Origin of the sequence: Microcystis wesenbergii FACHB-1317 (assembly GCF_014696875.1) — a bacterium.
Taxonomy (GTDB): domain Bacteria; phylum Cyanobacteriota; class Cyanobacteriia; order Cyanobacteriales; family Microcystaceae; genus Microcystis; species Microcystis wesenbergii_A.
Genome location: NZ_JACJQV010000115.1, coordinates 21,224 through 43,917, shown reverse-complemented (window position 1 = coordinate 43,917; position 22,694 = coordinate 21,224). Strand labels below are relative to the sequence as shown.

Below are 22,694 nucleotides of genomic sequence, written 5' to 3'. Positions count from 1 at the left end.
CCTGTTTGTGCCTTAAGTCCTTCCCTGTATGGATTTCAGCTACTTTTGAGCGTAGGTGCTCTCATCGAATTTTATTTTAAGTTAATTATTTGCATAACAATTCCCGAAGAGCCGTGTTATAACATTTGTATAATTCCCAAAAATAAAGAGAGGAAATAAGTTATGACAACTTTAACACTCCGAAAAATCGGTAATTCTATAGGGGTGATCTTACCGAAAGAGGTTTTATCCAGGCTGAATGTAGAAGAAGGGGATTGTATTTATATAACTGAATCGGCAAACGGGTACAGCATTTCGAGCTTCGATCCCGATTTTGAGGAAACTATGAAAGCTTTTGAAGATACTTACGCTCAATACCGTAACGCATTCAAGGAACTTGCCAAATAATGATTGAGGAACCGAAAGGGTTATCAAGCAAGGCAATCCGATCAATTCAGGACATTTTAATCGCTCGAACTGGGGGGATTGCCGGGATTTTAAACCCTACCTTACTGGAATCGACCATCGATAAACCAAAATTCTTTTTCCAGTACGAACCCGAATCATCGATTTTTAAATTAGCGGCAGCTTACGGTTATGGTTTTCTCAAGAATCATTGCTTCTGCGACGGGAATAAACGTATGGATCTAGCTGCCGTTTCTACTTTTTTGCGAAAGAATGACTATCTTTTAACCGCCAGTGAGGTAGAAGCGGCAAGCTTTTTTCTTGATCTCGCTGGTGCTATTGAAACCTATGAAGATGGTTTCGAGAGATTGACCGATTGGATCGAAAAACACGCAATTAAGCTAGAGAGAGAGGATTAACCTCAGTCTATTTTTCCTCCTTGATCTTGTGATGACCGTCAATTCTAGCTGTAATAATATGTAATGTTGTAATTAAGTTTATATCTTTTCAAGAAATTAAGATCAATGTCGAGTGTATTAGCACGGCGTAATGCACTTATTTAGGGTTAGAGGTAAGATTAAATTTGTCGATAAATTACCTAAGTTTAGATCTTAATTTTCTCTCGAAAACCTGAGTTAACCAAATCTCGTAAAATGAGGCGCGCTGTCCCTGGTTCTCCATTTAAAAAGAGAATCAGTGCTTCATCTAGCAAAGCTTTGGCGAATTCGGGGTCTTTTTGAACTCGTTCGTTGATTGTCTCTTGATAGTCTCTCGTTAGTGCCATAATCTCTTAAAGTTTTATCGTGGTGGGTTAGGGACAAGATTAAATTTGTCGATATATCACCTAAGTTATTCTTGCCTAACTCACTCTGCTAAACCGAATCCGATCCTTTAACAAATACAAAGAGACGATACCCCTTCAAAACCAGTTGATAGGATTATGGTAGTGACCGAAATCAATTTTTAAGAATCTAGAATGGGCTTTATTGTCTATTCTCATCCAAATAACGGCTAAATAGCCTGTTATATGCACTTTTTCTCGGTATTATCATGGCCTATCCTCTCTACGTCGCTTTTATTTGGCATCAACACCAACCCCTCTACAAATCCTCTCAAACTAGCAGTGACGCTTCGGGACAATATCGCTTACCCTGGGTGCGACTGCATGGGGTGAAAGATTATCTCGATTTAATCCTGATTCTAGAACGTTTTCCCAAATTACATCAAACTGTCAACCTTGTCCCCTCTTTAATCCTGCAATTAGAGGATTACGTCAACGGACTAGCTATAGACCCCTATCTTGCCCTCACCGTCACCCCAGAAGCGCAATTAACCCTAGCACAAAAACACTTTATCCTCGAACACTTTTTCGATGCTAACCATCGTACCCTGATCGATCCGCACCCCCGTTACGCCCAATTATACGCACAGCGTCAAGAAAACGGTCATAGTTGGTGTATTAGCCATTGGCATCTGCAAGATTATAGCGATCTCTTGGCTTGGCATAACCTCGCTTGGATCGATCCTATCTTTCACAGTGACCCGGAAATCGCTGCCTGGTTAGAACAGGGAAAAAACTTCACTTTAAGCGATCGCCAGCGAATTATCTCCAAACAGCGTCAAATTCTGCGTCGTATCTTGCCGCAACATCGGTTAATGCAGGAAACTGGACAACTAGAAATCATTACCAGTCCCTACACCCATCCGATTTTACCCCTGCTGGCTAACTCGGAAGCCGGCAGGGTAGCGGTGCCGAATATGACCCTTCCTCGCCAATATTTCCGCTATCCTGAAGATATTTCCCGCCATCTCCAGAAAGCTTGGCAAATCTATATTGATCGCTTTGATAAACATCCTCGAGGACTTTGGCCCTCGGAACAATCCGTTAGTCCCGCGATTCTCCCCGCAGTCGCTAAACAGGGTTTTCAGTGGTTATGTTCCGATGAGGGGGTGTTAGGTTGGTCTCTGGGACATTACTTTCATCGCGACGAAAAAGGCAATATTAGCGAACCAGAATTGCTTTATCGTCCCTACTGTCTGGAAACTAGCAACGGCAATTTATCGATGGTTTTCCGCGATCATCGTCTCTCGGATCTGATCGGATTTAGCTATAGTGGCATGAAAGCGCAAGAGGCCGCTACAGACTTAGTTAAACACCTAGAAGCGATCGCCGAACAACTGAAAACCAACGCAGAAACCACGACCCTAGAAAAACCCTGGTTAGTTACCATTGCGCTAGATGGCGAAAACTGCTGGGAAAACTATCATCAAGACGGTTTACCCTTCCTAGAGAATCTTTATCAACTTTTAAGCGACCACCAAGCGATCGAATTAGTCACCGTCTCCGAATATCTCGATCGCTTTCCCGCTAATGCCAAAATCCCTGTCAATCAACTTCATAGCGGGTCTTGGATCGATGCCAATTTTACCACTTGGATCGGCGATCCCGCTAAAAATAAGGCTTGGGAATATCTAATTTTAGCCCGTCAAACCCTCGCTAATCACCCGGAAGCGACGGAAGATAATAACCCCGATGCGTGGGAAGCATTGTATGCAGCGGAAGGTTCCGATTGGTTTTGGTGGTTTGGTTATGGCCATTCCTCCAATCATGACGCAATTTTTGATCAACTTTTCCGCGAACACCTGATCGCTCTGTATCAAGCTTTAAATGAGCCAATTCCCTCCTATTTGCTCGAACCGGTGGAAGAACACGGGGATAAACAAAGTAATCGTCCACTGGCTTTCATTCACCCCATTATCGATGGTTTTGGGGACGAACAGGATTGGGATAAAGCTGGACGGATCGAAATTGGCGGCGCCAGTGGTACAATGCACCGGACTTCCTTAGTGCAAAGACTCTTTTTCGGTTGGGATCACCTCAATTTTTATCTGCGTTTCGATTGGAAACCGGGGGCAGAATTAGGCAAAGATATACCGCCTGAAGTGCATTTATATTGGTATTATGACGAAGTGCATCGTCTGCAAAGTCCAATTCCCCTAGCAGATATTCCCCCTCGATCGCCCCTCGATTACGGTTATCATCATCATCTAGGAGTTAATTTAATCACGGAATTTACTTGGTTAGAAGTTGCTCAAGAATATTTTACTTGGCAACGAGTTCCTAGTAGTGCCAAAGCTTCTTTTAATCAATGTTTGGAAATTGCTGTCCCCTGGGAAGGATTACACATTGAACCGGATGCTCGTCTCCATCTAATCGCAGTTTTAGCCAATCAAGGTCAATACTATGATTTCCTCCCCGTTGAAGAATTAATCTTCCTGCAAAGACCTTAAATTAGTAATCAGTAATCAGTAATCAGTAATCAGTAATCAGTTTTTTGGTTATCAGCTATCAGCTAGAATCATACTAAATCCGTTGAGTATGGGCTAGTTATGAGGAGAGGCACTCATGCAAAGGGTAGAATAAATAATCAGTTTTTAATAACCAGATTTAGTATCAGTTATCAGTAACCGCTCTCATCTCTAGTTAGTCTAAAAATATCTTCTCTAATTATAGGGATTACTAAATAATAATATGGAAAAGAAACAGACAAATCCGATGGGCAAAGTTTTCATCCCTTTAACAATAATTAATCGTGCCGATGAATCAGCAGCTGCTAGAGGTTTTATCTCTCCTTCAGAAATTCGCTCTGTTACTTTACCAAAAGTTTTAGTTGATACGGGAGCAACAACCCTCTGTTTACCTGCTAATATTATTGACAGACTGGGGCTAGATTTACTTAAAGAAGTCGATGTTAGTACCGCAACTGGATTGAGCAAAGCGAGAGTCTTTCAGGATGCTAAAATATTGCTTTGTGGTCGCGAGGGAACTTTTGAATGTTTAGAATTACCCGGTGGTCGCGATCCTTTAATTGGAGTAATCCCCCTAGAAGCACTGGGTTTAGAATTAGACCTACAAAACCAAACTTTGAAAGTTCTACCCTCCGAATCTCTAGATACTTATCTAACAATTCTCTAAAAATTGATAACCTTCATGGATCGATCACCCTTATTTTCTCAATTTAAGTAGGGAGACACAATTATTTGTAGGATGGGTTAGCAGTAGCGTAACATGAGCGGGCGTTGGGTTTCATGCTGCAACCCAACCTACACTATACTCGTTGTCAAACAGCCAAGTTATGGTTCACAATTAGGCTATTTTATGGGTAAATTCACAAAGTGTCACAACCGCTAGTGAAACTTGACCAACCTTTTTCTAGCATAAAAAAGAGGGTTCTACCGAACCTGTTATGTAAAAATAACAGGTTCTTCGGTTTGTCTTATGCAATGGACGGGGTTATAAAGAATGAAACCCTTATATAGACAGACATTGCCGCAATTTTTGTCAATTGTTTGCGATGTTTTTGACTCAGCTTTGCTAAGGTTCAAGCACTAAAAAAAACCAGACTATTCTCTGCTTATTGTCCATAACGTCACCTTTTCGTTCAATAATCATTTCTTAGTTGTTGCCAAAATCTCAACCCTTTTCCCCGTTCCCCGTTCCCTTTTTCAATCATCAGTTTAGCATACTAAGTTCGGTAGAGCCAGTAAAGAGAAATAAAAAAGAGGTGATTGAGATGTTTTTAAGCTACCTAGGATTTATCGGATTTTGTGTGATTTTTGGAGCCTTAGTCTTACTAGCTTTTGGGGTTTTACAATGGTTGCACATCCCGTCAGGAAATTTAATCGATTGGTTGATTGGGATCGCCAGTTTTTGGTGGTTGTTAGTGATTGTGACTGTTCCTTGGAACATTTATTTTGATGCCCAGGAAGTCATCGCAGAAGCAGCAATTTCTCAAGCAAAAAATATTCCCGTAGATCGGAAACAAGTTGATTATGTTAAGACAGTAGCGCATTGGTCAATTCGGCTCGCAATCGCCTTACATTTGCTGTCAGGAATTGGACTTTATACCTTAGCAGCAACGGGAATTAGTGCAGTAGGATATGTGAGTTCCGGTGCAACTTTATTATTGACAGCTTTACGCCCGGCGATTCGAGCTTATCAATATTTAGCCGTGCGTTTGTCAATGATTCGACAACAGATTAAGTATCCCAGAGAGGATGTAGTAGAGTTGCGTAATCGCGTTTCTATTTTAGAGGATAATCTGGCAACAATTAGGGAAAAACTCGATACAGAAGTAAATATACAGCAAGAAGAAGTCCAAATAACTCGCCAAGAATTAGCCCGACTGAAAGCCTTACTAGAAAAATTGGAGGCGAAAAATCAGGTTGAACATGAAACCTTATCTCAGGAAGCACAAAATGCGATCGCACAACTGACAGAAGACAGTCAATTTCTCAATCATGTACGAGAGATTATTCGCTTTTTCAAGACAGCTTAGATGAGATTAATTTCTTAAGAGAGCTAACCAAGGCTGAAACCCTTACTGTTCCCCGTTCCCTTGTCTCCACAGTTAACTTTAACTTTATCTGATTACTTATGTCCTTTCAAGAGAAGCGAATCATCCCAATAGAAATCGTCAATCCCAACTCGCCAGCCGAACTTTTACTAGCTCTCAATCAATGGCTAGAATTAGAGTTGATTGCCGACAAAAGACTAGAATTAGCAATAAATGCGAGAGAAAATTCAATTCAAGAAACCCTCGCTCTGACAATAACCACCAGCGTCCCTTTATCTAACTTTTTAGAAGGTTTGGGGCAATGGCAGGAGCGAGGCTGGCTGACTGCTTCTCAAATCCGGGTTGTTATAAGAGTGAGAGCTTCCCATCCCTCTCTACTACAAGGTTTAGAACAATGGCTCCAATTAGGATTACTTGAGGAGTCTCAAGTCAAGCAACTGTGTCGGGAAAACCTCTCCTGTGTCATGCCTATACTGACAACTGCCCCTACCAGAGAGCCGCTGCCAGACCCCATCTCCTCCCAGCAAACTCCCCCACCCGCGCTACCTTCTCGACGGCCAGAAGCTCCCCGTAGAATCCCGCCACAGCCGCCAACATCTCCTCGACGGCAGGAAACTCCCAGCCAGTTTGGACAAATGTTACAGTCTCTGATGGCAGAATTGAGCGTCCTCTGGCTGCTGCTGTTGGGAGTCTTCATGGTGGTCATCTCCTCTGGTGTCCTCGCCGCCAACTTTTGGGAAAAATTCTCAAGCGCCGGACAGTATGGGGTTTTGTGGCTTTATACTTTAGCTTTTTGGGGAGCCAGTTTTTGGAGTAGCCAACAGCCGCGCCTGCGCCTGACCAGTCAGGCTTTGCGCCTGGTTACTCTGTTGCTAGTACCGATGAATTTTCTGGCCATGGATAGCTTGGGCTTGTGGCGCAACCCTCTAGACTGGTTGATTGTGGTAGTGGCTGCCCTTTCCCTTACCGCCGTAACAGTTCAACTATTCCGGGGGAGGTACGGGGGAACTGGCCCGGCAGGATTTTCTCAAAGTCTGCCGAATCATTTGGGATTGAGCTATCTGCATTGGGGATGGGCAATTGGGGGGTTTCCCTTGCTGGCAACTTACTTGGGAGTGGTAGGAACAACTCTGATGGCCCTTTCCCGCTTTCCTGAAAAAGCTAGACAAGAAGGAGAATCAAGCAGAGAGAGATTAGCCCCTTTTAGCTTAAATGAGGCAATTGTCGTCTATGGGCTAGTTATCCTGCTGGTGCGGGCAATTTTTATCGCTCAGGTAGAGATTAGCCAATTGGGGCTGGCTGTGGGGATTTGCGGCTGGTTAGCCAGTTGGCAGACCAGACAATCTGTTTCCTTGTGGCAGCGTATCGGCGGTAGCTTGCTGCTGCTAGGTTGGTTACTGTCGGTGGGTGAAACACCTTGGCAAGCCCTAGCAGTGAGTGGTTTATCACTCCTGTTTTTTGCCCGACGCATCGGTTACTCCTGGCGGAAGTTCGACTTGGCAGCAGCCTTGCTGATTGGGTTGCAGGGGTTGTGGCTGGCTTGGCGCTTACTTCCAGACACTTTCAGGCAAGGGGCAATCACCTTGGGGACTGGTTTAACTGGCGCTGAAGCTACCCCTTGGGCGTTACTAAGCTTAGTTCTCTTTCCTTACCTAGTCTTAATCCTATTCCTGACAGATTGGTTCTCCCAATTGGGCAAGCGGGAATTAGCCTCTTTTACCGGCTCGATAGCCTTGTTCTGGGGAACAACCTTGACCTTTTGCTCCTTAGTCAATCCTGCCTTGAGGACGCTCAACTTGGCAGCTTCAACCCTGGCGTTAGTAATTTTCAGCCAACGGCAAGTCAAACTAGCTTCCCTTCAAGAGATTTCCCGCCGTTTTCTCTCCCTGGCCTATCTCACTCACCTAGCTGGCTTGCTCACCCTAATTTTGGCGATTGACTGGGGATGGCCAAGGCTGAGTTGGGCAGTTTGGGGCGTGATTTTAATCATGCTGGCGGTGCTGGAATTGGCATTCAGCGTGAAACAGCCCTTTCCTCCTACTTCCTTGCTCCATCTCCTACACCACACAACTTGGAAGCTGGGACTAATCTTGGCAGGGCTATCCTATGGCTTGTTTGTCCTCAATCAGGGGGCAGTTTTCGCCCAGTTGACCTCTGTGTTGGAGCGCCCGCTTATGGGGCTAGAGTGGGGCTTAGTCTGGGGTTTGGCTCCCCTGGCCCTGACTGGGGTGGGAACTTGGAATCTGGCTCGGCGGGAAGTTGCCAGTTGGTTGAGTATAGACGCTTTAGCCCTGTGGCAGTGGCTTATCTTAACAGCCCGACCCCCGCAAGGGTTGGAACCAGGAATTGCCTCAATTAGCTTAGGGATAGCTACAGGATTGATGTTCGTCAATAGCCGTAACTTAGAGCAGGTAGCAGCAGCAGCGATTACCGTAGGTTTTGGCTTGAGTTGGCTGGCACTGTCTTTGTGGGATGGCAGTTTTGGTTGGGCATTGCGGCAAGAAGCAAGCTGGCTGTTGGCAGGGGTAATTACTGCGACAAGCTTGTGGATTCTCCGCCAATGCTTAAGGGCATTACCGAATAATTTGGCGAGAATTTATGCCCAGGTTAGCGATGGTTGGGCAACTTGCCTCTCGCTCCTGATGTTATTGGCGCTTTCTGGCAATGTCCTTAATTCTCCAGACGGTAGAGAAGCGATCGCCACTTGGCTGCTGATGGGGGCGACAGCTTATCGCAGTTGGCAACCCTCGCGCCAACCTAACCTAGTCATTTGGTTGAGCATCTCAGTCCTGTTAGTTGCCCAAATTCCCACCTGGGTAGGGGGAGAAACCCGCCTAGTCACCTTTGCGATCGCCACTGGGTTGATGTTCTTCCAGACTCATCGCCTACAAAAATTAGCAGCGGCTGCCATCACGGTAGGCTTGTCCTTGGGCTTGAGCGTTGCCTTACTAGAGAGATTGCCTCTCTCTGGATTAGATTGGCTGTTGGCGGGGGCAATCGCCCTTATCCCCCTCTGGCCGTTGCGCTATTGGTTGAGCCAGCGTACTTCTAAACTTGCCCTCCTCTATGCCCGCGCCTGCGATGGCTGGGCAATCGCCCTCTGTAGTCTGGAGTTGTCGATTCTGGTAGCTAACACCTCGATAGTGCAGGAGCCTTTCCGCACTCTCCTCTTGTCGCTCTTGCTTATGGGAGCAACCGCCTATCGCAGTTGGCAACCTCCCCGTTTTCCCTCAGCAATCTGGTTGAGTATTGCCACCTTATCCCTAGTCCAGTTGCCCTTGCTAGGGCTGACAGGGTACAGGCTAATCGGCTTAGGAATAGCAACTGGGTTGATGCTGGTTCATGCCTATTATTTACAACAAGGGGCGGCAGTTACCCTTACCATCGGCTTCGCTCTGGCTTTGTGGGGAATTTGCCTGTGGGATGGTTGGGCGGGATGGGCTTTGCGTTCAATTGACGGCTGGTTGCTGGCAGTTGCCTTGCTCTTAGCTGTCCTCTGGATGCTGCGAAGTTGGTTCTTGCGCCGCCAGAGCCAACTTGCCGCCCTCTATACCCAGTCCCTCGATGGCTGGGCAATTGCCCTCTGTAGTCTGGAGTTAGTCGCCCTGACTCTCCATTCTCTAGCCGTTTACTCGGATTGGATGGCGGCCTCAAGCCTCTCTGTCCTAGGGGCTGCCCTGACTTTAGGGGCGATCGCCTATCGAAGCTACCTCGATCCGAGTAACTGGGGCATCTACGGGGTAGGCTGGAGCTTGGAACTGTTCACCATCGAAGTTCTCAACCTAACTAAGCAGTCTTTAATTGCCCTGGCGATCGCCAATATTCTCTTGGGATTGCTTACCCAACTGTTGGGAGATTGGTGGCACAGATCTCACAGGCGGGAAATGCTCAATAGCTGGAATATCCTACCCTTGCTCTATGGGGCCTTAGGAGCGGCTCTGCGTTGGGGATTTTTCAGTAGTTGGACTGGCTTGAGTTCTCTGGGACTGGTACTGATTGCCATCGGAGTTGGGCGGCGCTCTCCGGCCAGGAAGCCCTTGTTGTACCTGGGAATTGGCGGGATCTCCATCTCAGCCTACGAGCTATTGTTTTATCAAATTGCCGACCTGTCCCAAGGCGATCAATTTTTGGCAATGGCAGCCCTGGCCGCCAGCTTGGTTTACGGCTATCGATTGCTCTCTCCCTGGTTGGCTGGCTACTTGTATCTGACGGCCTCAGAATTGAAGTTGGTTGCCCACCTGCACTGGGCTTTGGGCAGTTGCCTGTTACTAGGGGCTTTATTCTATCCCGTTGCAGTCAATCAACTGTTGGGATTGGCAACCGGTATCTTTTTGACTCGTTATGCTATCTGGCAAGGGCGCAACCATCCTGACCAGGCGATCGCTGAAATCTGGGTCTATCTGGGTATTCTAGAAGCGACTGGGATTGGGGCCTATGCTGTCAATACTATTCCTCCGATGGAATTCTTCTCTCAATACCTAGTTTCTTGGTTGGGAGTAATCGCCTCTGGGGTGGCTGTTTTCACCTATCTGCTCCCTTGGCGGCTTTGGGGCTGGCCACCTCGTCCTTGGCAATTCCTCGCTCTTGTTCTTCCAGGACTCGCCCTTGGGGGCAGTTTAGACAAGCTCAATCCCCTAAGTTTGCTGGTGGTGGCTGGATTCTATGCTTGGCTGGCTTGGCTGCGGCAGCAACCCCGGTGGCGCTATCTTACCCTCTTGTTAGTGAATTGGGCGATCGCCCTTGGGCTGGCGGATTTCTCTCTGGCAACTCCCTTCGCCTACAGCAGTCTTGTCGGATTGTCTATCCTCTGTCTTGTCTGGATAGAACCTACCTGTCAGGGGAGGCAAGGCAAATCCTTGCGCCACCTGCTTCGCCTCTTGGGAACAGGCATTATTGCTAGTGCGGCTCTCTGGTTTCATCATCAGACGGGAATCCTGCCTGGCATCCTCAGTTTAGTGGCAATTTTTGCCGGATTAGCCTTACGAATTCGCGCCTTCCTCTATCTTGGCACTTTTACTTTTGTGGCTAATGCTTTCTATCAGTTGGTAATTTTGATTTCCCTTTATCCTCTGCTTAAATGGATTATCGGATTGCTGGTGGGGGTTAGCTTGCTCTCAATTGCTGGCAATTTTGAAACTCGCCGTACTCAATTAACTAGCTTGCTGCAAAATTGGCTCAGAGACTTACAGGAGTGGGAGTAATGCTTGATCCTTTGATAATGTCCTCTATGTAGGGCTGGCTCAATAATGGTAAAACCCTTTTAAAATAAGGCTTTTGACCTGTTAAAATCCGATGTTCATGCTGCGAAAATAGGATTGAGACCTTCAAAAACCTTGCATTATCCTTCTTTGAGTACACAAACTGGTACAAAAAAAAGAGGACAACAAAGCCTGAAACGACCGACGACCGGCTACTGACGACCGACTCCTAACCCCACCAACAAACTTTTTGCCGCAAACCCTATATAGTCCCATGATCTAGCTTTTTCAGGGCGCTGAGAGCATGGAGACGGACGATTGCTTCCCCATCGGCTGCTAAAGTCAGCAAAATACTTTTATTATCCCGCTCTAATTCTCCTAAAGCGATCGCTAGAGACTGTTTAACTCCCGTATCACCGAGGATCGCCGGACGGGAGTGATAAAAATTACCGAGAATTTCCCCTGCTTGTCGGCGTAATTTCTGGCAGGTTTGCCGGCCGAGAATAGCGATAATTTCCCGACAAATCAAGACATTTTCGCTATATAAAGCCTTTTCTAAGTAATTTAAGGCTTCCTCATCCTCGATCCAGCCCAATGCTCGCACTACAGTTAATTTTAAACTATCGGGAGTTAAGGAAGATTGCAGCAGTGGATTTAAAGCTTTGGCTGAGGTTGCTGTGCCGATACGACCGAGAGCGATCGCAGTTTCTTGACAGATCTCGAGGTGGATATCGAATAACAGCGGTTGCAGATGGTTAACTAAATCTGCTTGGGGATAACTTGGCGCTAGGTAACTACTAGCTTTAATTGCTTCCCGTCGCACCTCGATGGCTGGATCCTGTAAAGCATCGAGGATAATCGCAGTAATCTGGGGATGGTGAAAACTGCTTAAAGCTTCCATCGCCATGGACCGAATGGCACTAGATTGATCCTTAACTACGGTTAAAAGCGGTTCGATAATTTCCGGCCGGCGAATTTGTGATAAAGCTTGTACGGCTAAAAAACGCCTGTTCGAGTCGGACAGTAATTGTTCTAAACTGGAGATGGCAGAACTGCCGATATTAGCTAAAGCGGCCGCAGCCATTTGGCTGAGTTCCTCCTCCTCCGATCTTTGCAATAATTGACTGAGAGCGAGAATACAGGCTCGATCGTCAAATTGACTGAGAATTCTCGCCAGAAACCAGCGCATTTCCCCATCTTGTTCTTCGGATTCTAACAGGGCAATTAAAGGAGCGATCGCCGATTGACCGATTTGAGGAAATAGTTTCGCTATTTCCCATCGCTGTTGAAAATCACATTTTTGTAAAGCTTCTAGGGCTAAATCGAGGATTTCATCGTTAATAATCGATTCAACAGCATCTTTTTGGTTTAAAAGTCGCTGTATGCTGGCGTTTACTGTCTCCCAGTCCTTTTTATTCAACGCTATCTGAGCTTTTTCTAGCAGAGCTTGCATCGTGAGAAATGGCCTCGATTTTCGTGCTACCTATCCTAAGAATGTCAGACTTTCTCGCTTTTGTCTTCTCTGATAATGCAAGAAACCGATAATAAATCTCCAAATTGTGCATCAGACATCAGTATTTAGGGTTTGCGACAAAAAGTAGGGGCGAAGCATTCGGATAGTGGGACTTAGGCATTTTCGGGCAGCAAAAAAGGCTCAAACCATTACGGGACAAAGGGTTAACCTCGATTTATGATTTTCCTTGATCTATCTGGGTTTCAGCGATTTTGGGCTTCTCGAAGTAAATCCCAAGCAGGGATTGGGGTTGAGGCTTTTCTCGATTTGTTTTTTGTCTAAGTCCCAATAGAAAATCTCTGGTTTCACCGATAGGTTATTGCCCGAATGCTTCGCCCCTACAGGACGCGGGCCGATGAAGACGCAAGGTTTTGAACCACGATTCTCTCAAAATCTTGCACCTGTTTCGCGAGAAAAGCCACAAAACCCTTACCTTGCCTACATTTCACATTTATTCAGCAAGCCCTATTTACTCAGGGCAAGCTATCCACAGACTTCTTGCAGAAGTGGGAATATGGACAAAAGTATATTATCGAAAAAATCGGGTCTAAAACCTCGCCTTAAGGCGAAAAGTTTTGGGAGCGGGGCATAAATCCCCGTTACAAAAACGGCCTCCTGCCCCCTGCCTTCGTTAATGACTTTCCCCTAAATCATCAAAACAAAACGGCTATTATTCCCAGTGTTTGGATAATCAGAAATGATGAAAAATTTCCCCGTTTAGTTACTTGTTATGTAATTTAAGGAGATAAGGAGATAAGAGACCTCTTGCAAAAGTCTTAAGTCGATCCTTGTACAGCAACATTTTTGAAGATTATCAACTACTAATAAATAATTAACTGAAAGTCCCTCCCATTATTGTTTCTATCGTTTGTTTTCGGATTTATGCAAGAGGTCTAAGGAAATGAAACTCTTAGATGTGGTTGCTTTATTAGAAGACTTACCCCAATTGGGATTATATCGCGGGCAAGTGGGAACAATTGTAGAAGTCTATGAGCCAAATGTTTTTGAAGTTGAATTTAGCGATACTTCTGGCCTTGCTTATGCTATCGAAATCTTACAAGAAAATCAATTAATGTTATTACATCATTCTCCCTTAGAATCCCCAAAATTAACCGCTAAGTAGCGGTAAGCTGTTGACTATCTAAATAACTCGTTAAGACTGTCTATGAGAGAGGAAAAGGGAGCTTTTTTTCAGTGTTGCCAAAGGCACGGCGTAGCCGTCCAGTAAACAGTAATCGGTGAACTGAAAACTCACATCTGATCACTGATCACTGATAACTGATCACTGATCACTGACTTATGAGGGCGCATCAGCGATCGCACAGTAGGGACGACTATAACAAAGGGGTGTTTCCAAGTCGTGTTGTTCCAAAAATTCCCGATTACTTAAAATCTTAGCGGTTTCTCCCTCAGCTACCACCTGACCACGACTTAAAACCACCGTGCGATCGCATAATTCTAAGGCCAGATCGAGATCATGGGTGGCGATCACTTGGGTTTGGGGTAAAGTGGCCAACAGTTGTATTAATTGCCGACGGGATCGGGGGTCCAGTTGGGCGCTAGGTTCATCAAAAACTAAGACCTCCGGCAACATGGCTAAAACCCCCGCAATTGCCACGCGTTTTTTTTCACCCCCCGATAGATTCTGACTGTTTCTCTTACCGTAATGCTGGGAATCCAATCCCACCGCGTGTAAAGCATGATGACAGCGATGGTTTAAATCCTCTCCCCGAATACCCTGATTCATCGGTCCAAAAGTCACATCTTCCCAGACAGTGGGCATAAATAGCTGATCGTCGGGGTTTTGGAAGACTAAACCGACAAAATTGCGGATATTTTCTAAATTCTCCGGTTTAACTTGGTAGGGACCGACGGTGATTCTCCCCGTTTGCGGCGGGAGAATACCGTTAAAATGCAGTAATAAGGTGGATTTTCCCGATCCATTGGCCCCGACCAAAGCGACCTTTTCCGTAGCTTCAATGGCTAAATTAATACCTTTTAACGCTTCTGTGCCGTCAGGATAGGTATAAACTAGGTTTTCAATAAAAATCGGGTTGTGGTGCATGAAAAACGAGACTTTTACCGAAAAATTGGGTTTAAGGTTCCCCGTCCTTTAGCGTAGCGGAGGACGGCTTTTTTTGCAACAGGTTGTCAATCTAGCTTCAAGTTTGGGCAACGGGAGTGTCAACTGAGTAGATTTACCATTTGACCCCAGAGGATCAGAATTACTGTGCAAATCATAGCGAGATAATCGTTCAGCTTGCTTTGGGGAACCTGGACAGAAGGCAAGGAACCGGTGTAACCCCTCGATAACATGGCTTGATAAATGCGATCGCCACGTTCGTAGGTACGGATAAATAAAGCGCCGATCATGTGTCCCACTAGCAGCCGTTGCCATCGGGGACTACTCATTAAATTACGCGCAATTGCTGCCCTTCGCATGGAATTAAATTCAGCGATCAAAACCGCTAGATAACGATACATAGAAGCTAAAATTGCCACCAATAAAGGGGGAGTTTTTAGGGTAACTAAGGCCTGCAACAGGTCGGGAATTGCTGTGGTTAAAACCAGAATATTGACCGTACAAAGACAGAGAAAAGCTTTTAGGGCTACACTGCCTAAAACCAGCAATCCCTCGCTAGTTATCCGCAAAAATCCCCAAGACCAAAGAATTTCCCCGCCATCACGAAAAAGAGTTCCCAATAAAACCACACCGATAAAGACAAATTCGATCGCTACTCTTCGTAAAAGTACGAGAATAGTCACCCGACTGATCAGAATTAAAATAACTAATCCTAATCCGTAAATCCCCCAAGTTTCCCAGCTACCATTAGGAGTTAAGGCTGTGGCAAAAACTAACAAAAGAGTCACTAAAACCCGGGTATGGGGCGCAAGTCTCTGCCAAAAACCGCAATTTTGGCGCTCATTTTCGCGAGAAAAAGTGGCAATGTGTAGCATTTATTCAGTGATCAATTATCAGTGATCAGTTATCAGTTAGAAAGGGGATTTAGGGGTTTAGGGGTTTAGGGATTTGGGGAAATTTCAGCTAAATACCCCACTCCCGACTCCTGATTCCTTACTCCTGATTTTGGGATTTTGGAATCACTAATTTACCGATACCCCAAGCGATGCCGAAAGTGGCAAGAGTTCCCAGAAAACCTGCGAGGGGAGTGGCGACACCTTCGGGAACACCTTTGAGGGCATAACCATCAAAAATTCGGGCGAAGGGTAATTGATTACCGAGGGCGTTGGGGTCTTCTTTTTGGCTAAATTGCAAGTCTTCCGCCACTCGATCGAGTCCGTCGGGATCGGGACTGGCAAAGGGAGAAAGAAAAACGGCAACAATTAGGGAGCATACCAGACCAATCAGAAAAAATTGGCTATTTCTGCGAATATTCATCGACTTAATTGGTTTATTGACGAGAAGCTTAGGAAGGGGAAACAGAAGTATTAACGGAATGGGGCGGATCGTAGAGGAGATCGGGACGAGTTCGCCAGATATAACCGACAGCGAAAACGGTAATCACCGCTTCCCCGATACCGATGAGGATATGCCAAGATAACATGGCAAAAAGGGCGACTAAAGGCGGTACAGTCCCCGATAAAGCCAATTGCAGGGCGCAAAACAACGCGGCTACCACCACACTTGTCCAAGCAGCGACGGCAACAGCGATCGCCATACTGCGCCAACTATTAAAACCGAGGGTTTTTCTAATCCCCAGATAGAGATAATAACCGCCAAACGTCCCGATCAGACCCATATTGACGATATTTGCCCCTAAAACCGTTAAACCGCCATCTTGAAAAAATAAAGCCTGCACGATAAAAACCACCGCCATCACCAGAGAACCCGCCCAGGGACCGAGTAAAACCCCCGCGAGAGTCCCCCCTAACAAATGTCCGGAGGTTCCCCCCGGAATGGGAAAATTAATCATCTGGGCGGCAAAAATAAAGGCGGCACAAACTCCCATCAAAGGTACAGCCCGTTCAGCGTAGTGACCGCGCACTTTTTTGAGAGAAAAGCCAATCAGGACAAGGGCAATTATCCAAGTAAATAGACTCACCGATGGACTCAAAAAGCCGTCGGGTATATGGAGGGCGAGATAAGGGGTCAGGAGAGGGTGAAACAAACCAACCCCTAGAAAATTAATAGACATTAAAACTCAGTCTCCTTGGCAATTTGGGTTAAAGATTTCCAGAGAATTGCGTCGCTAGGACGGAAAAGTCCTCTCTTCTAGTAGATAACTAACCGCTTTATTCTACAATGCCCTCTCTGGGGATTTAAACCCTTTAGCTTCTTAAGAATTTCTGTTATTTTTCCGATCATCAGGGTTTAGCTATTAGCCAAAATCTCAATTATTCTCAAGCAGTCAAATTATTTAAATTATTATTAATTTTTCGAGGTTTTTTAAGTTTTTATGCTAGTCCTTAATCAGTGAGCAGTTATCAGTTAGAAGAGGCTGGTGACTACATTGACTACGCGATCGGTAGTCAGGGTAGTGCTTTAATTGGTTTAGAGGTCATCTAATGATAAGCTATCAGAGATAACTCCCTCTTTTTCGCTTTTTCTAGCTTGGTATAAAACCGTGATCAACTCTGAAGAAAAAAGACCGACTTGGGACGAATATTTTTTGATGATCGCTAAATTAGCCGCCACCAGATCCACCTGTTTAGCTTTTCCCGTCGGTGCGGTAATTGTCAAAGATCGGCAGGTTTTAGCCACGGGTTACAATGGTTCTCCATCAGGAACAGTTCATTGTACTGCCCAGGGTTTTTGTTATCCCGGTTTGGGAACCTGTCGAGAATCCGGAGAAATTCCCTCTCGGGCAATTCATGCCGAAGCTAATGCGATCGCTCAAGCGGCTAAACACGGTATTTCTACCCAAGGAGCTAGTATTTACGTTACTTTAGAACCCTGTATTTCCTGCTTGAAACTAATTATTTCTTCGGGAATTAAAGAAGTTTTTTACGAAGCGGACTTTAATAGTGGGACAAAAGCCATGTTAAGGGATTCTTTTCTAGAAACGGGGATTATTAAGTATAAAAAGATTTATTTATCGGAAGAAATGGCTAGTCATGCGGCCTTATTTTTATTAAATCCCATTTCGATCGATCTCAGGTAGTTATCCTCAACGGCGACATCAATGACGACCCCGCAACTTTTCGAGTGGGATGAAAATAAGCGTCAGGCTAATATAGAAAAACACGGCATAGATTTCGCCGACCTGGAAGCGATTTTTAGGAGTCCAATAATTGAGCGCGTGGATACCCGTCAGAATTACGGCGAAATTCGAGTGATTCTAGTGGGTACAATCGATAATATCGTTTTGGTGGTGGTTTATACATGGCGTGGCTCGGTTCGTCGAATAATTAGTGCTAGGAGGGCCAACAACCGTGAACGAAGAACATATTACCAGAGTCACCCGCGAACAGTGGGCGAAGTTGAAAGGCAAAACGAACTGGGAGAAAGTTAAAGGGATGAGCGAGGCGGAAATTGCCAAAAATGCCCTAGAAGACCCCGATAATCCCCCGCTGCCGGCTGATTTTTTCGATGAAGTTCTGGAATGCGCCCCGGGTTCCTTGAATCCCTAACCCTCCGATTAGTAACTGGATTTAGGGATTTTATCGGGGGCTGTATTAGCCTAGACTAACACAGCCCAAAGTTACTCTTTAAATGTCCAAATCGGTGAGATTTAAACGCGGTCCGTGGGTTTCGATAAATTCTCGCCGGGGGGCAACTCGATCGCCCATAAGAATGGTAAATAATTCTTCTGCTTTGGCTGCGTCTTCGATTTCCACCCGTTTTAAAGTGCGAGTTTCGGGATTCATGGTAGTATCCCAAAGTTGTTGGGGCATCATTTCTCCTAACCCTTTAAAACGTTGGATTGTGTAGTTAGCATTGGAGGGAAATTCCGCTATCTTTTGCTGTAATTCTCGATCGCTATAGCAGTAGGAATGATTTTTACCGCGTTCCAATTTATAGAGAGGAGGACAGGCGATATATACATAACCTTGGTCAATTAAATTCTTCTGATAACGATAGAAGAAAGTTAACAACAAAGTTCGGATGTGGGCGCCATCCACATCAGCATCAGTCATTAAAACAATGCGATGATAGCGCAATTGTGAGGGGTCGAAATCTTCTCCTTTAATTCCTAAACCGAGGGCGGTAATTAAGGATTGAATTTCCGTATTTTTGTAGATTTTGGCATCATCGGTTTTTTCGATATTGAGGATTTTTCCCCGCAGAGGTAGAATCGCTTGAAAACGACGATCGCGCCCCTGTTTGGCACTTCCGCCGGCGCTGTCACCTTCGACGATGTAAATTTCTGACTTTTCCGGGTCTCTTTCGCTACAATCAGCCAATTTACCCGGTAAAGGTGAGGATTCCAAGACCGATTTCCGTCGTACTAAGTCCCGGGCCCGTCGGGCTGCTTCCGCCGCTTTGTACGCTTGTACTGCTTTTTCGATAATCGTGTCGGCCACTTGGGGATTTTGTTCTAGGTATTCGTTGAGAGTTTCCCCCACCAGGGAATCAACAATACCCCGGACTTCGGTGTTACCCAATTTGGTCTTGGTTTGTCCCTCAAATTCCGGTTCGGGGACTTTTACGGAAATAACGGCGGTTAAACCCTCGCGGACGTTTTCCCCCGCTAGATTAGGCTCGTTTTCTTTAATTTTATTGCGTTTACGAGCAACATTATTTAAAGTACGGGTCAGAACTGCTTTTAATCCTTCTAGGTGAGTTCCCCCGTCAATGGTGCGGATATTATTAGCAAAACCGAGAATATTGTCGCTATAGGCATCTATACACCACTGAAACGCCACTTCGATATTAATTCCGTTCTTTTCCCCCGATACATAGATAATATCTTTGTGCAGGGTTTCTTTTTCCCGACACATATAGGCGACGTATTCTTTAATACCCCCCTCATAACAATAGGTTTCGATGTGGGGTTCTTCGGGACGGTAATCGCTAAAGGTGATTTTAACACCCGCATTTAAGTAGGCTAGTTCTCGTAAACGTCCGGAGAGGGTACTGTAATCAAATTCGATACCTTGGCTAAAAATTTCGGTGTCTGGCAGGAAATTAACCCTAGTTCCCGTTTTTTCCTCTTGACTGGGACTGCTGACCAATTCTGTGACGGGGATACCTCTTTCGTAGCGTTGGATATGTACTTTATGATCGCGCCAGACGGTGACATCGACCCATGCGGAAAGAGCATTAACGACGGAAATCCCGACTCCGTGTAACCCTCCCGACACTTTATAGCCACCACTGCCAAATTTACCGCCGGCATGAAGTATAGTGAGAACGGTTTCGAGGGCAGATTTACCCGTGGTGGGGTGGACATCGGTGGGAATACCCCGGCCATCGTCGGTGACGCTGACGGAACCATCGGCCTTGATATCCACTTCGATATGAGTACAGTAACCCGCTAGGGCCTCATCGATCGAGTTGTCCACCACTTCATAGACTAAATGATGTAGTCCCCGCGGCCCGGTCGTACCGATATACATCCCCGGCCGCTTCCTGACTGGTTCTAACCCTTCGAGAACTTGTATCTGTTCCGCGCCGTAGTTACTTGTCATAAAATTTCCCTAAAAAGGCTGTGATCCCTGATTGAACCTAAATGAATGGCAAAATCTTCAAAAATTGTAGCACATAAGGGTTAAAGACTGCTTAAATGCCTTTAGGGAGAATTTTTTATTGGGGTTGGGGTGTGGGGTGTGGGGTTTGGGGTGTGGGGTGTGGGGTGTGGGGGGAGAATAAATAAAAGCCATCTCCTAAGTAGGTAGGCATTAAAAATTATCAGACACCACCCTTATCAAGGGAGGACTAAGGGTAGGGTTGATTCATGAATCAACCCTACTATGAATTCACCCTAAGACTAAGGGGGGATCGAACCTAAAATCTATTTTTAATTTAATTATAACCAGCTACTGATCTCCTGAATACTGCCTCCTGAATACTGACTCCCGACTCCTGACTACTAACCCCACCAACAAACTTTTTCAGCAGACCCTAAATAATGTCATCCTCAAATTTATAACCGACACCGACTACAGTTTTGATAAAGATCGGATTAGCAGGATCGGGTTCTACTTTTTTGCGTAAGCGTCGGATATGGGTATCTACTACCCTTTCATCGCCAAAAAAATCATTTCCCCAGAGATTATCGATTAATTGGGTGCGACTCCAGACGCGATTGGGATAACTGACAAAGGTAGCTAATAAATTAAATTCTAAGGTGGTTAAATCGAGGGTTTCCTCTGGCATTTCCTCCAATTTACGAACAGCAGAATGTTGATCTAAGTCGATAATAAAATGACGGCTGCGATGGAGTTGCTGGGGTTGACTATCGTGTCTTAAACTACGTCTTAATAAAGCTCTTACGCGAGCGGTTAATTCCCGGGGACTAAAGGGTTTGACCATATAATCATCGGCTCCCGTAGATAGACCGATAATGCGATCAATTTCTTCTCCCCTAGCGGTTAACATTAAAATATAGGGGTCTTTTGTCCCGGGTTTTTGGCGAATTCTAGCACACAATTCCAGTCCGTCTAATTCGGGTAACATTAAATCTAAAATCACTAAGTCTGGTTGCTTTTGATAAAATAGTTCTAGTCCTACCCTACCATTATAAGCCAGATGACAATTAAATGATTCCCTCTCTAAAGTTTGCTGAATCAAATGGGCGATTTCAATTTCATCCTCGATAATAACGATATCCATACAAAGGAAAAAGTTTACAAATATCTAGGCATATTTTAACATATTAGTCATTCATTTCTTGCTCGGGGTTGAACATTGAAATAATTGTAATTTTTGAGATTTTCTGGGGGGAGAGTTGGCAACTCTCCCGACTTTGGTGGACTGGGGACTTTTCAAGGTAAAGGGACAAACTGCTCACCGGAGGGAGTTGATTGCACTTGAATTAAGACCGGTTGACCGATGCGATCGCCAGTATTGGGATCAAAGCTAATTTTTCCGGTGGCCCCTGTTTGATGAAAATTCCCGGAGCGCAGCCTGGACTGTAGGCCCTGACGTTGAGTATTTTCCCTTAAACCGGCAATAATCACCCGTGTAGCGTCAAAACTGGTGGCTGTGCGCCAACTAACCGGACCGCGCCACTGTTCCTGCATAAGATTGGCAAAAGTCTGGTTAACCGAGGGGTGCCAGGGTGCGGCAAGGGTTAAACCTTGGACGTTTTTGCCGCCATCTTCGAGGGTGCGAATATTGTAGAGGGTGGGACTACTAAACAGAGGCAAACGCTGACGATTGGAGCGAATAACCTCAAAAACGGGATCGAGACGATCAACATGAGCGACGACAAATAGACCCTTAGCCCCCCCAGAAATCGCCTGATTAAGGGCTTGATCAGCCTTAAAATTGGGTACACTCAGATCGCAGACAATCGGCACAATTTGACCGCCTTTTTTCGCCACATTAGCCATCAACTCATCTTTAAAGGAAATATTATCAGGAGCTTGAGAATCGTAGCAAAAAGCAATTTTCCGGACTTTAGCAGTATTTACTATGTAATTTGCTAATATTTCCGTAATTTTGCCGTTAGAAGCCACCAGACGAAAGATATAATTTCCCGCACCGGAGAGATTATTAGCCAGGGAGGTGGGAGAAATCATCACCAAACCGCCTTTTTCGTAGATAGGAGCGGCGGCTAAACTGGCATCGGAGGCATTATGACCGATAACGGCGATAATATCGGGATTTTTGACTAATTCACCGGCTACCTCTTTCGATATCTGCGGCTGATTATCGTCATTAACCACGATAACCATCAGTTTTCTGCCGTTGATCCCTCCCTGTTGATTGATCTGGGTTTGTGCGCTGGCGACTCCTCGCAATATTTCCTGAGCGACGTTGGGATTAGTTGTTGCTGGCACAACAACGGCGATTTTAAAGGGATTTGAGCCAGTTTGCAGGTTGCTGAGATAAATTACGCTTTCGGGATCGTTGGGACGTTGAGCGAGGGATTTTTGCAGGAGTTGCTCTGCTTCTTGGTGATCACCTTGAGCAATGGCAGCGATCGCTGATTCTTTGATGGTGTTAGAATTAGTTTTGATCAGGAGATGATTGCCGTAACTGATGCGGGGATTATTATCGGCTTTTGGGGCAAATATTGCCAATATTTGGGGAAAAAGAAACCAAACGATCAACCCCAGTAAAATATAGAAAATTGGCGGTAAGCTCGCTTTTTTGCCAGTCTTTGTCATCGC

Annotated in this window: 18 protein-coding genes; 9 read left to right on the top strand and 9 right to left on the bottom strand. The window is 45.5% G+C overall.

Translation table 11 applies throughout. The annotated features are described in order from the left end of the window. Positions 1 to 162: 162 nt before the first annotated feature. Together H6F92_RS09135 and H6F92_RS09130 are read left to right on the top strand one after the other, a co-directional pair. Positions 163 to 387: an AbrB/MazE/SpoVT family DNA-binding domain-containing protein gene (locus H6F92_RS09135; RefSeq protein ID WP_045360254.1), complete on the top strand. Its 225-nt coding sequence runs from the start codon at positions 163 to 165 to the stop codon at positions 385 to 387. Continuing rightward, positions 387 to 803 (top strand): type II toxin-antitoxin system death-on-curing family toxin, encoded by a 417-nt coding sequence (locus tag H6F92_RS09130; RefSeq protein ID WP_190357611.1) that lies wholly within the window; start codon positions 387 to 389, stop codon positions 801 to 803. Before H6F92_RS09135 ends, H6F92_RS09130 begins: the two co-directional genes overlap by 1 nt. Before the next feature lie 185 nt (positions 804 to 988). Here H6F92_RS09130 and H6F92_RS09125 read toward each other — a convergent pair whose 3' ends face one another. After that, on the bottom strand, positions 989 to 1,168 hold the full coding sequence (locus tag H6F92_RS09125) for a hypothetical protein (RefSeq protein WP_045360426.1): 180 nt from the start codon (positions 1,166 to 1,168) through the stop codon (positions 989 to 991). Between the two features lie 266 nt (positions 1,169 to 1,434). On the opposite strand from H6F92_RS09125, the gene H6F92_RS09120 reads away from it, so the two are divergent. The 4 genes from H6F92_RS09120 (at position 1,435) to H6F92_RS09105 (ending at position 10,942) form a co-directional block, all read left to right on the top strand. Continuing rightward, positions 1,435 to 3,675 carry a glycoside hydrolase gene (locus H6F92_RS09120; protein ID WP_190357610.1) on the top strand — a complete coding sequence of 747 codons (2,241 nt, stop codon included), beginning with the start codon at positions 1,435 to 1,437 and terminating at the stop codon, positions 3,673 to 3,675. Positions 3,676 to 3,916: 241 nt separating this feature from the next. Next, positions 3,917 to 4,360, top strand: coding sequence for a retroviral-like aspartic protease family protein (locus tag H6F92_RS09115; protein WP_190357609.1), 444 nt, complete (start codon positions 3,917 to 3,919; stop codon positions 4,358 to 4,360). A gap of 598 nt (positions 4,361 to 4,958) precedes the next feature. Then, positions 4,959 to 5,723 carry a hypothetical protein gene (locus H6F92_RS09110; protein WP_190357608.1) on the top strand — a complete coding sequence of 255 codons (765 nt, stop codon included), beginning with the start codon at positions 4,959 to 4,961 and terminating at the stop codon, positions 5,721 to 5,723. Between the two features lie 98 nt (positions 5,724 to 5,821). Beyond that, positions 5,822 to 10,942 (top strand): hypothetical protein, encoded by a 5,121-nt coding sequence (locus tag H6F92_RS09105; protein WP_190357607.1) that lies wholly within the window; start codon positions 5,822 to 5,824, stop codon positions 10,940 to 10,942. A gap of 259 nt (positions 10,943 to 11,201) precedes the next feature. On the opposite strand, the gene H6F92_RS09100 is transcribed toward H6F92_RS09105, so the two are convergent. Next, the gene (locus H6F92_RS09100; protein WP_190357606.1) at positions 11,202 to 12,392 is read right to left on the bottom strand and encodes a HEAT repeat domain-containing protein; all 1,191 of its coding nucleotides are present in this window, start codon (positions 12,390 to 12,392) and stop codon (positions 11,202 to 11,204) included. A gap of 961 nt (positions 12,393 to 13,353) precedes the next feature. Here H6F92_RS09100 and H6F92_RS09095 point away from each other — a divergent pair. Next, positions 13,354 to 13,575, top strand: a complete 222-nt coding sequence (locus H6F92_RS09095; protein ID WP_004161153.1) for a DUF4926 domain-containing protein — start codon at positions 13,354 to 13,356, stop codon at positions 13,573 to 13,575. Between the two features lie 174 nt (positions 13,576 to 13,749). On the opposite strand, the gene H6F92_RS09090 is transcribed toward H6F92_RS09095, so the two are convergent. From H6F92_RS09090 to H6F92_RS09075, 4 genes are all read right to left on the bottom strand, one after another. Then, a complete protein-coding gene (locus tag H6F92_RS09090; RefSeq protein ID WP_190357605.1) occupies positions 13,750 to 14,517 on the bottom strand; it encodes an energy-coupling factor ABC transporter ATP-binding protein in 768 nt (255 codons plus the stop codon). Between the two features lie 119 nt (positions 14,518 to 14,636). Beyond that, the gene (cbiQ, locus tag H6F92_RS09085) at positions 14,637 to 15,410 is read right to left on the bottom strand and encodes a cobalt ECF transporter T component CbiQ (protein ID WP_190357604.1); all 774 of its coding nucleotides are present in this window, start codon (positions 15,408 to 15,410) and stop codon (positions 14,637 to 14,639) included. Positions 15,411 to 15,528: 118 nt separating this feature from the next. Then, positions 15,529 to 15,852, bottom strand: coding sequence for a PDGLE domain-containing protein (locus H6F92_RS09080; RefSeq protein ID WP_002799903.1), 324 nt, complete (start codon positions 15,850 to 15,852; stop codon positions 15,529 to 15,531). Positions 15,853 to 15,880: 28 nt separating this feature from the next. After that, on the bottom strand, positions 15,881 to 16,609 hold the full coding sequence (locus H6F92_RS09075; protein WP_190357603.1) for an energy-coupling factor ABC transporter permease: 729 nt from the start codon (positions 16,607 to 16,609) through the stop codon (positions 15,881 to 15,883). Positions 16,610 to 17,038: 429 nt separating this feature from the next. On the opposite strand from H6F92_RS09075, the gene H6F92_RS09070 reads away from it, so the two are divergent. Both H6F92_RS09070 and H6F92_RS09065 read left to right on the top strand, forming a co-directional pair. Beyond that, positions 17,039 to 17,575, top strand: a complete 537-nt coding sequence (locus tag H6F92_RS09070; RefSeq protein ID WP_110578255.1) for a deoxycytidylate deaminase — start codon at positions 17,039 to 17,041, stop codon at positions 17,573 to 17,575. Between the two features lie 21 nt (positions 17,576 to 17,596). Continuing rightward, a complete protein-coding gene (locus tag H6F92_RS09065) occupies positions 17,597 to 17,926 on the top strand; it encodes a BrnT family toxin (RefSeq protein ID WP_190357602.1) in 330 nt (109 codons plus the stop codon). Between the two features lie 196 nt (positions 17,927 to 18,122). Here H6F92_RS09065 and gyrB read toward each other — a convergent pair whose 3' ends face one another. The 3 genes from gyrB to H6F92_RS09045 form a co-directional block, all read right to left on the bottom strand. Beyond that, complete coding sequence (gene gyrB, locus H6F92_RS09055) at positions 18,123 to 20,045, bottom strand: DNA topoisomerase (ATP-hydrolyzing) subunit B (protein WP_190357601.1); 1,923 nt, start codon at positions 20,043 to 20,045, stop codon at positions 18,123 to 18,125. A 433-nt stretch (positions 20,046 to 20,478) separates the two neighbouring features. Continuing rightward, complete coding sequence (locus H6F92_RS09050) at positions 20,479 to 21,189, bottom strand: response regulator transcription factor (RefSeq protein ID WP_190357600.1); 711 nt, start codon at positions 21,187 to 21,189, stop codon at positions 20,479 to 20,481. Positions 21,190 to 21,341: 152 nt separating this feature from the next. After that, the gene (locus H6F92_RS09045; RefSeq protein ID WP_190357599.1) at positions 21,342 to 22,691 is read right to left on the bottom strand and encodes an ABC transporter substrate-binding protein; all 1,350 of its coding nucleotides are present in this window, start codon (positions 22,689 to 22,691) and stop codon (positions 21,342 to 21,344) included. Positions 22,692 to 22,694 lie beyond the last annotated feature (3 nt).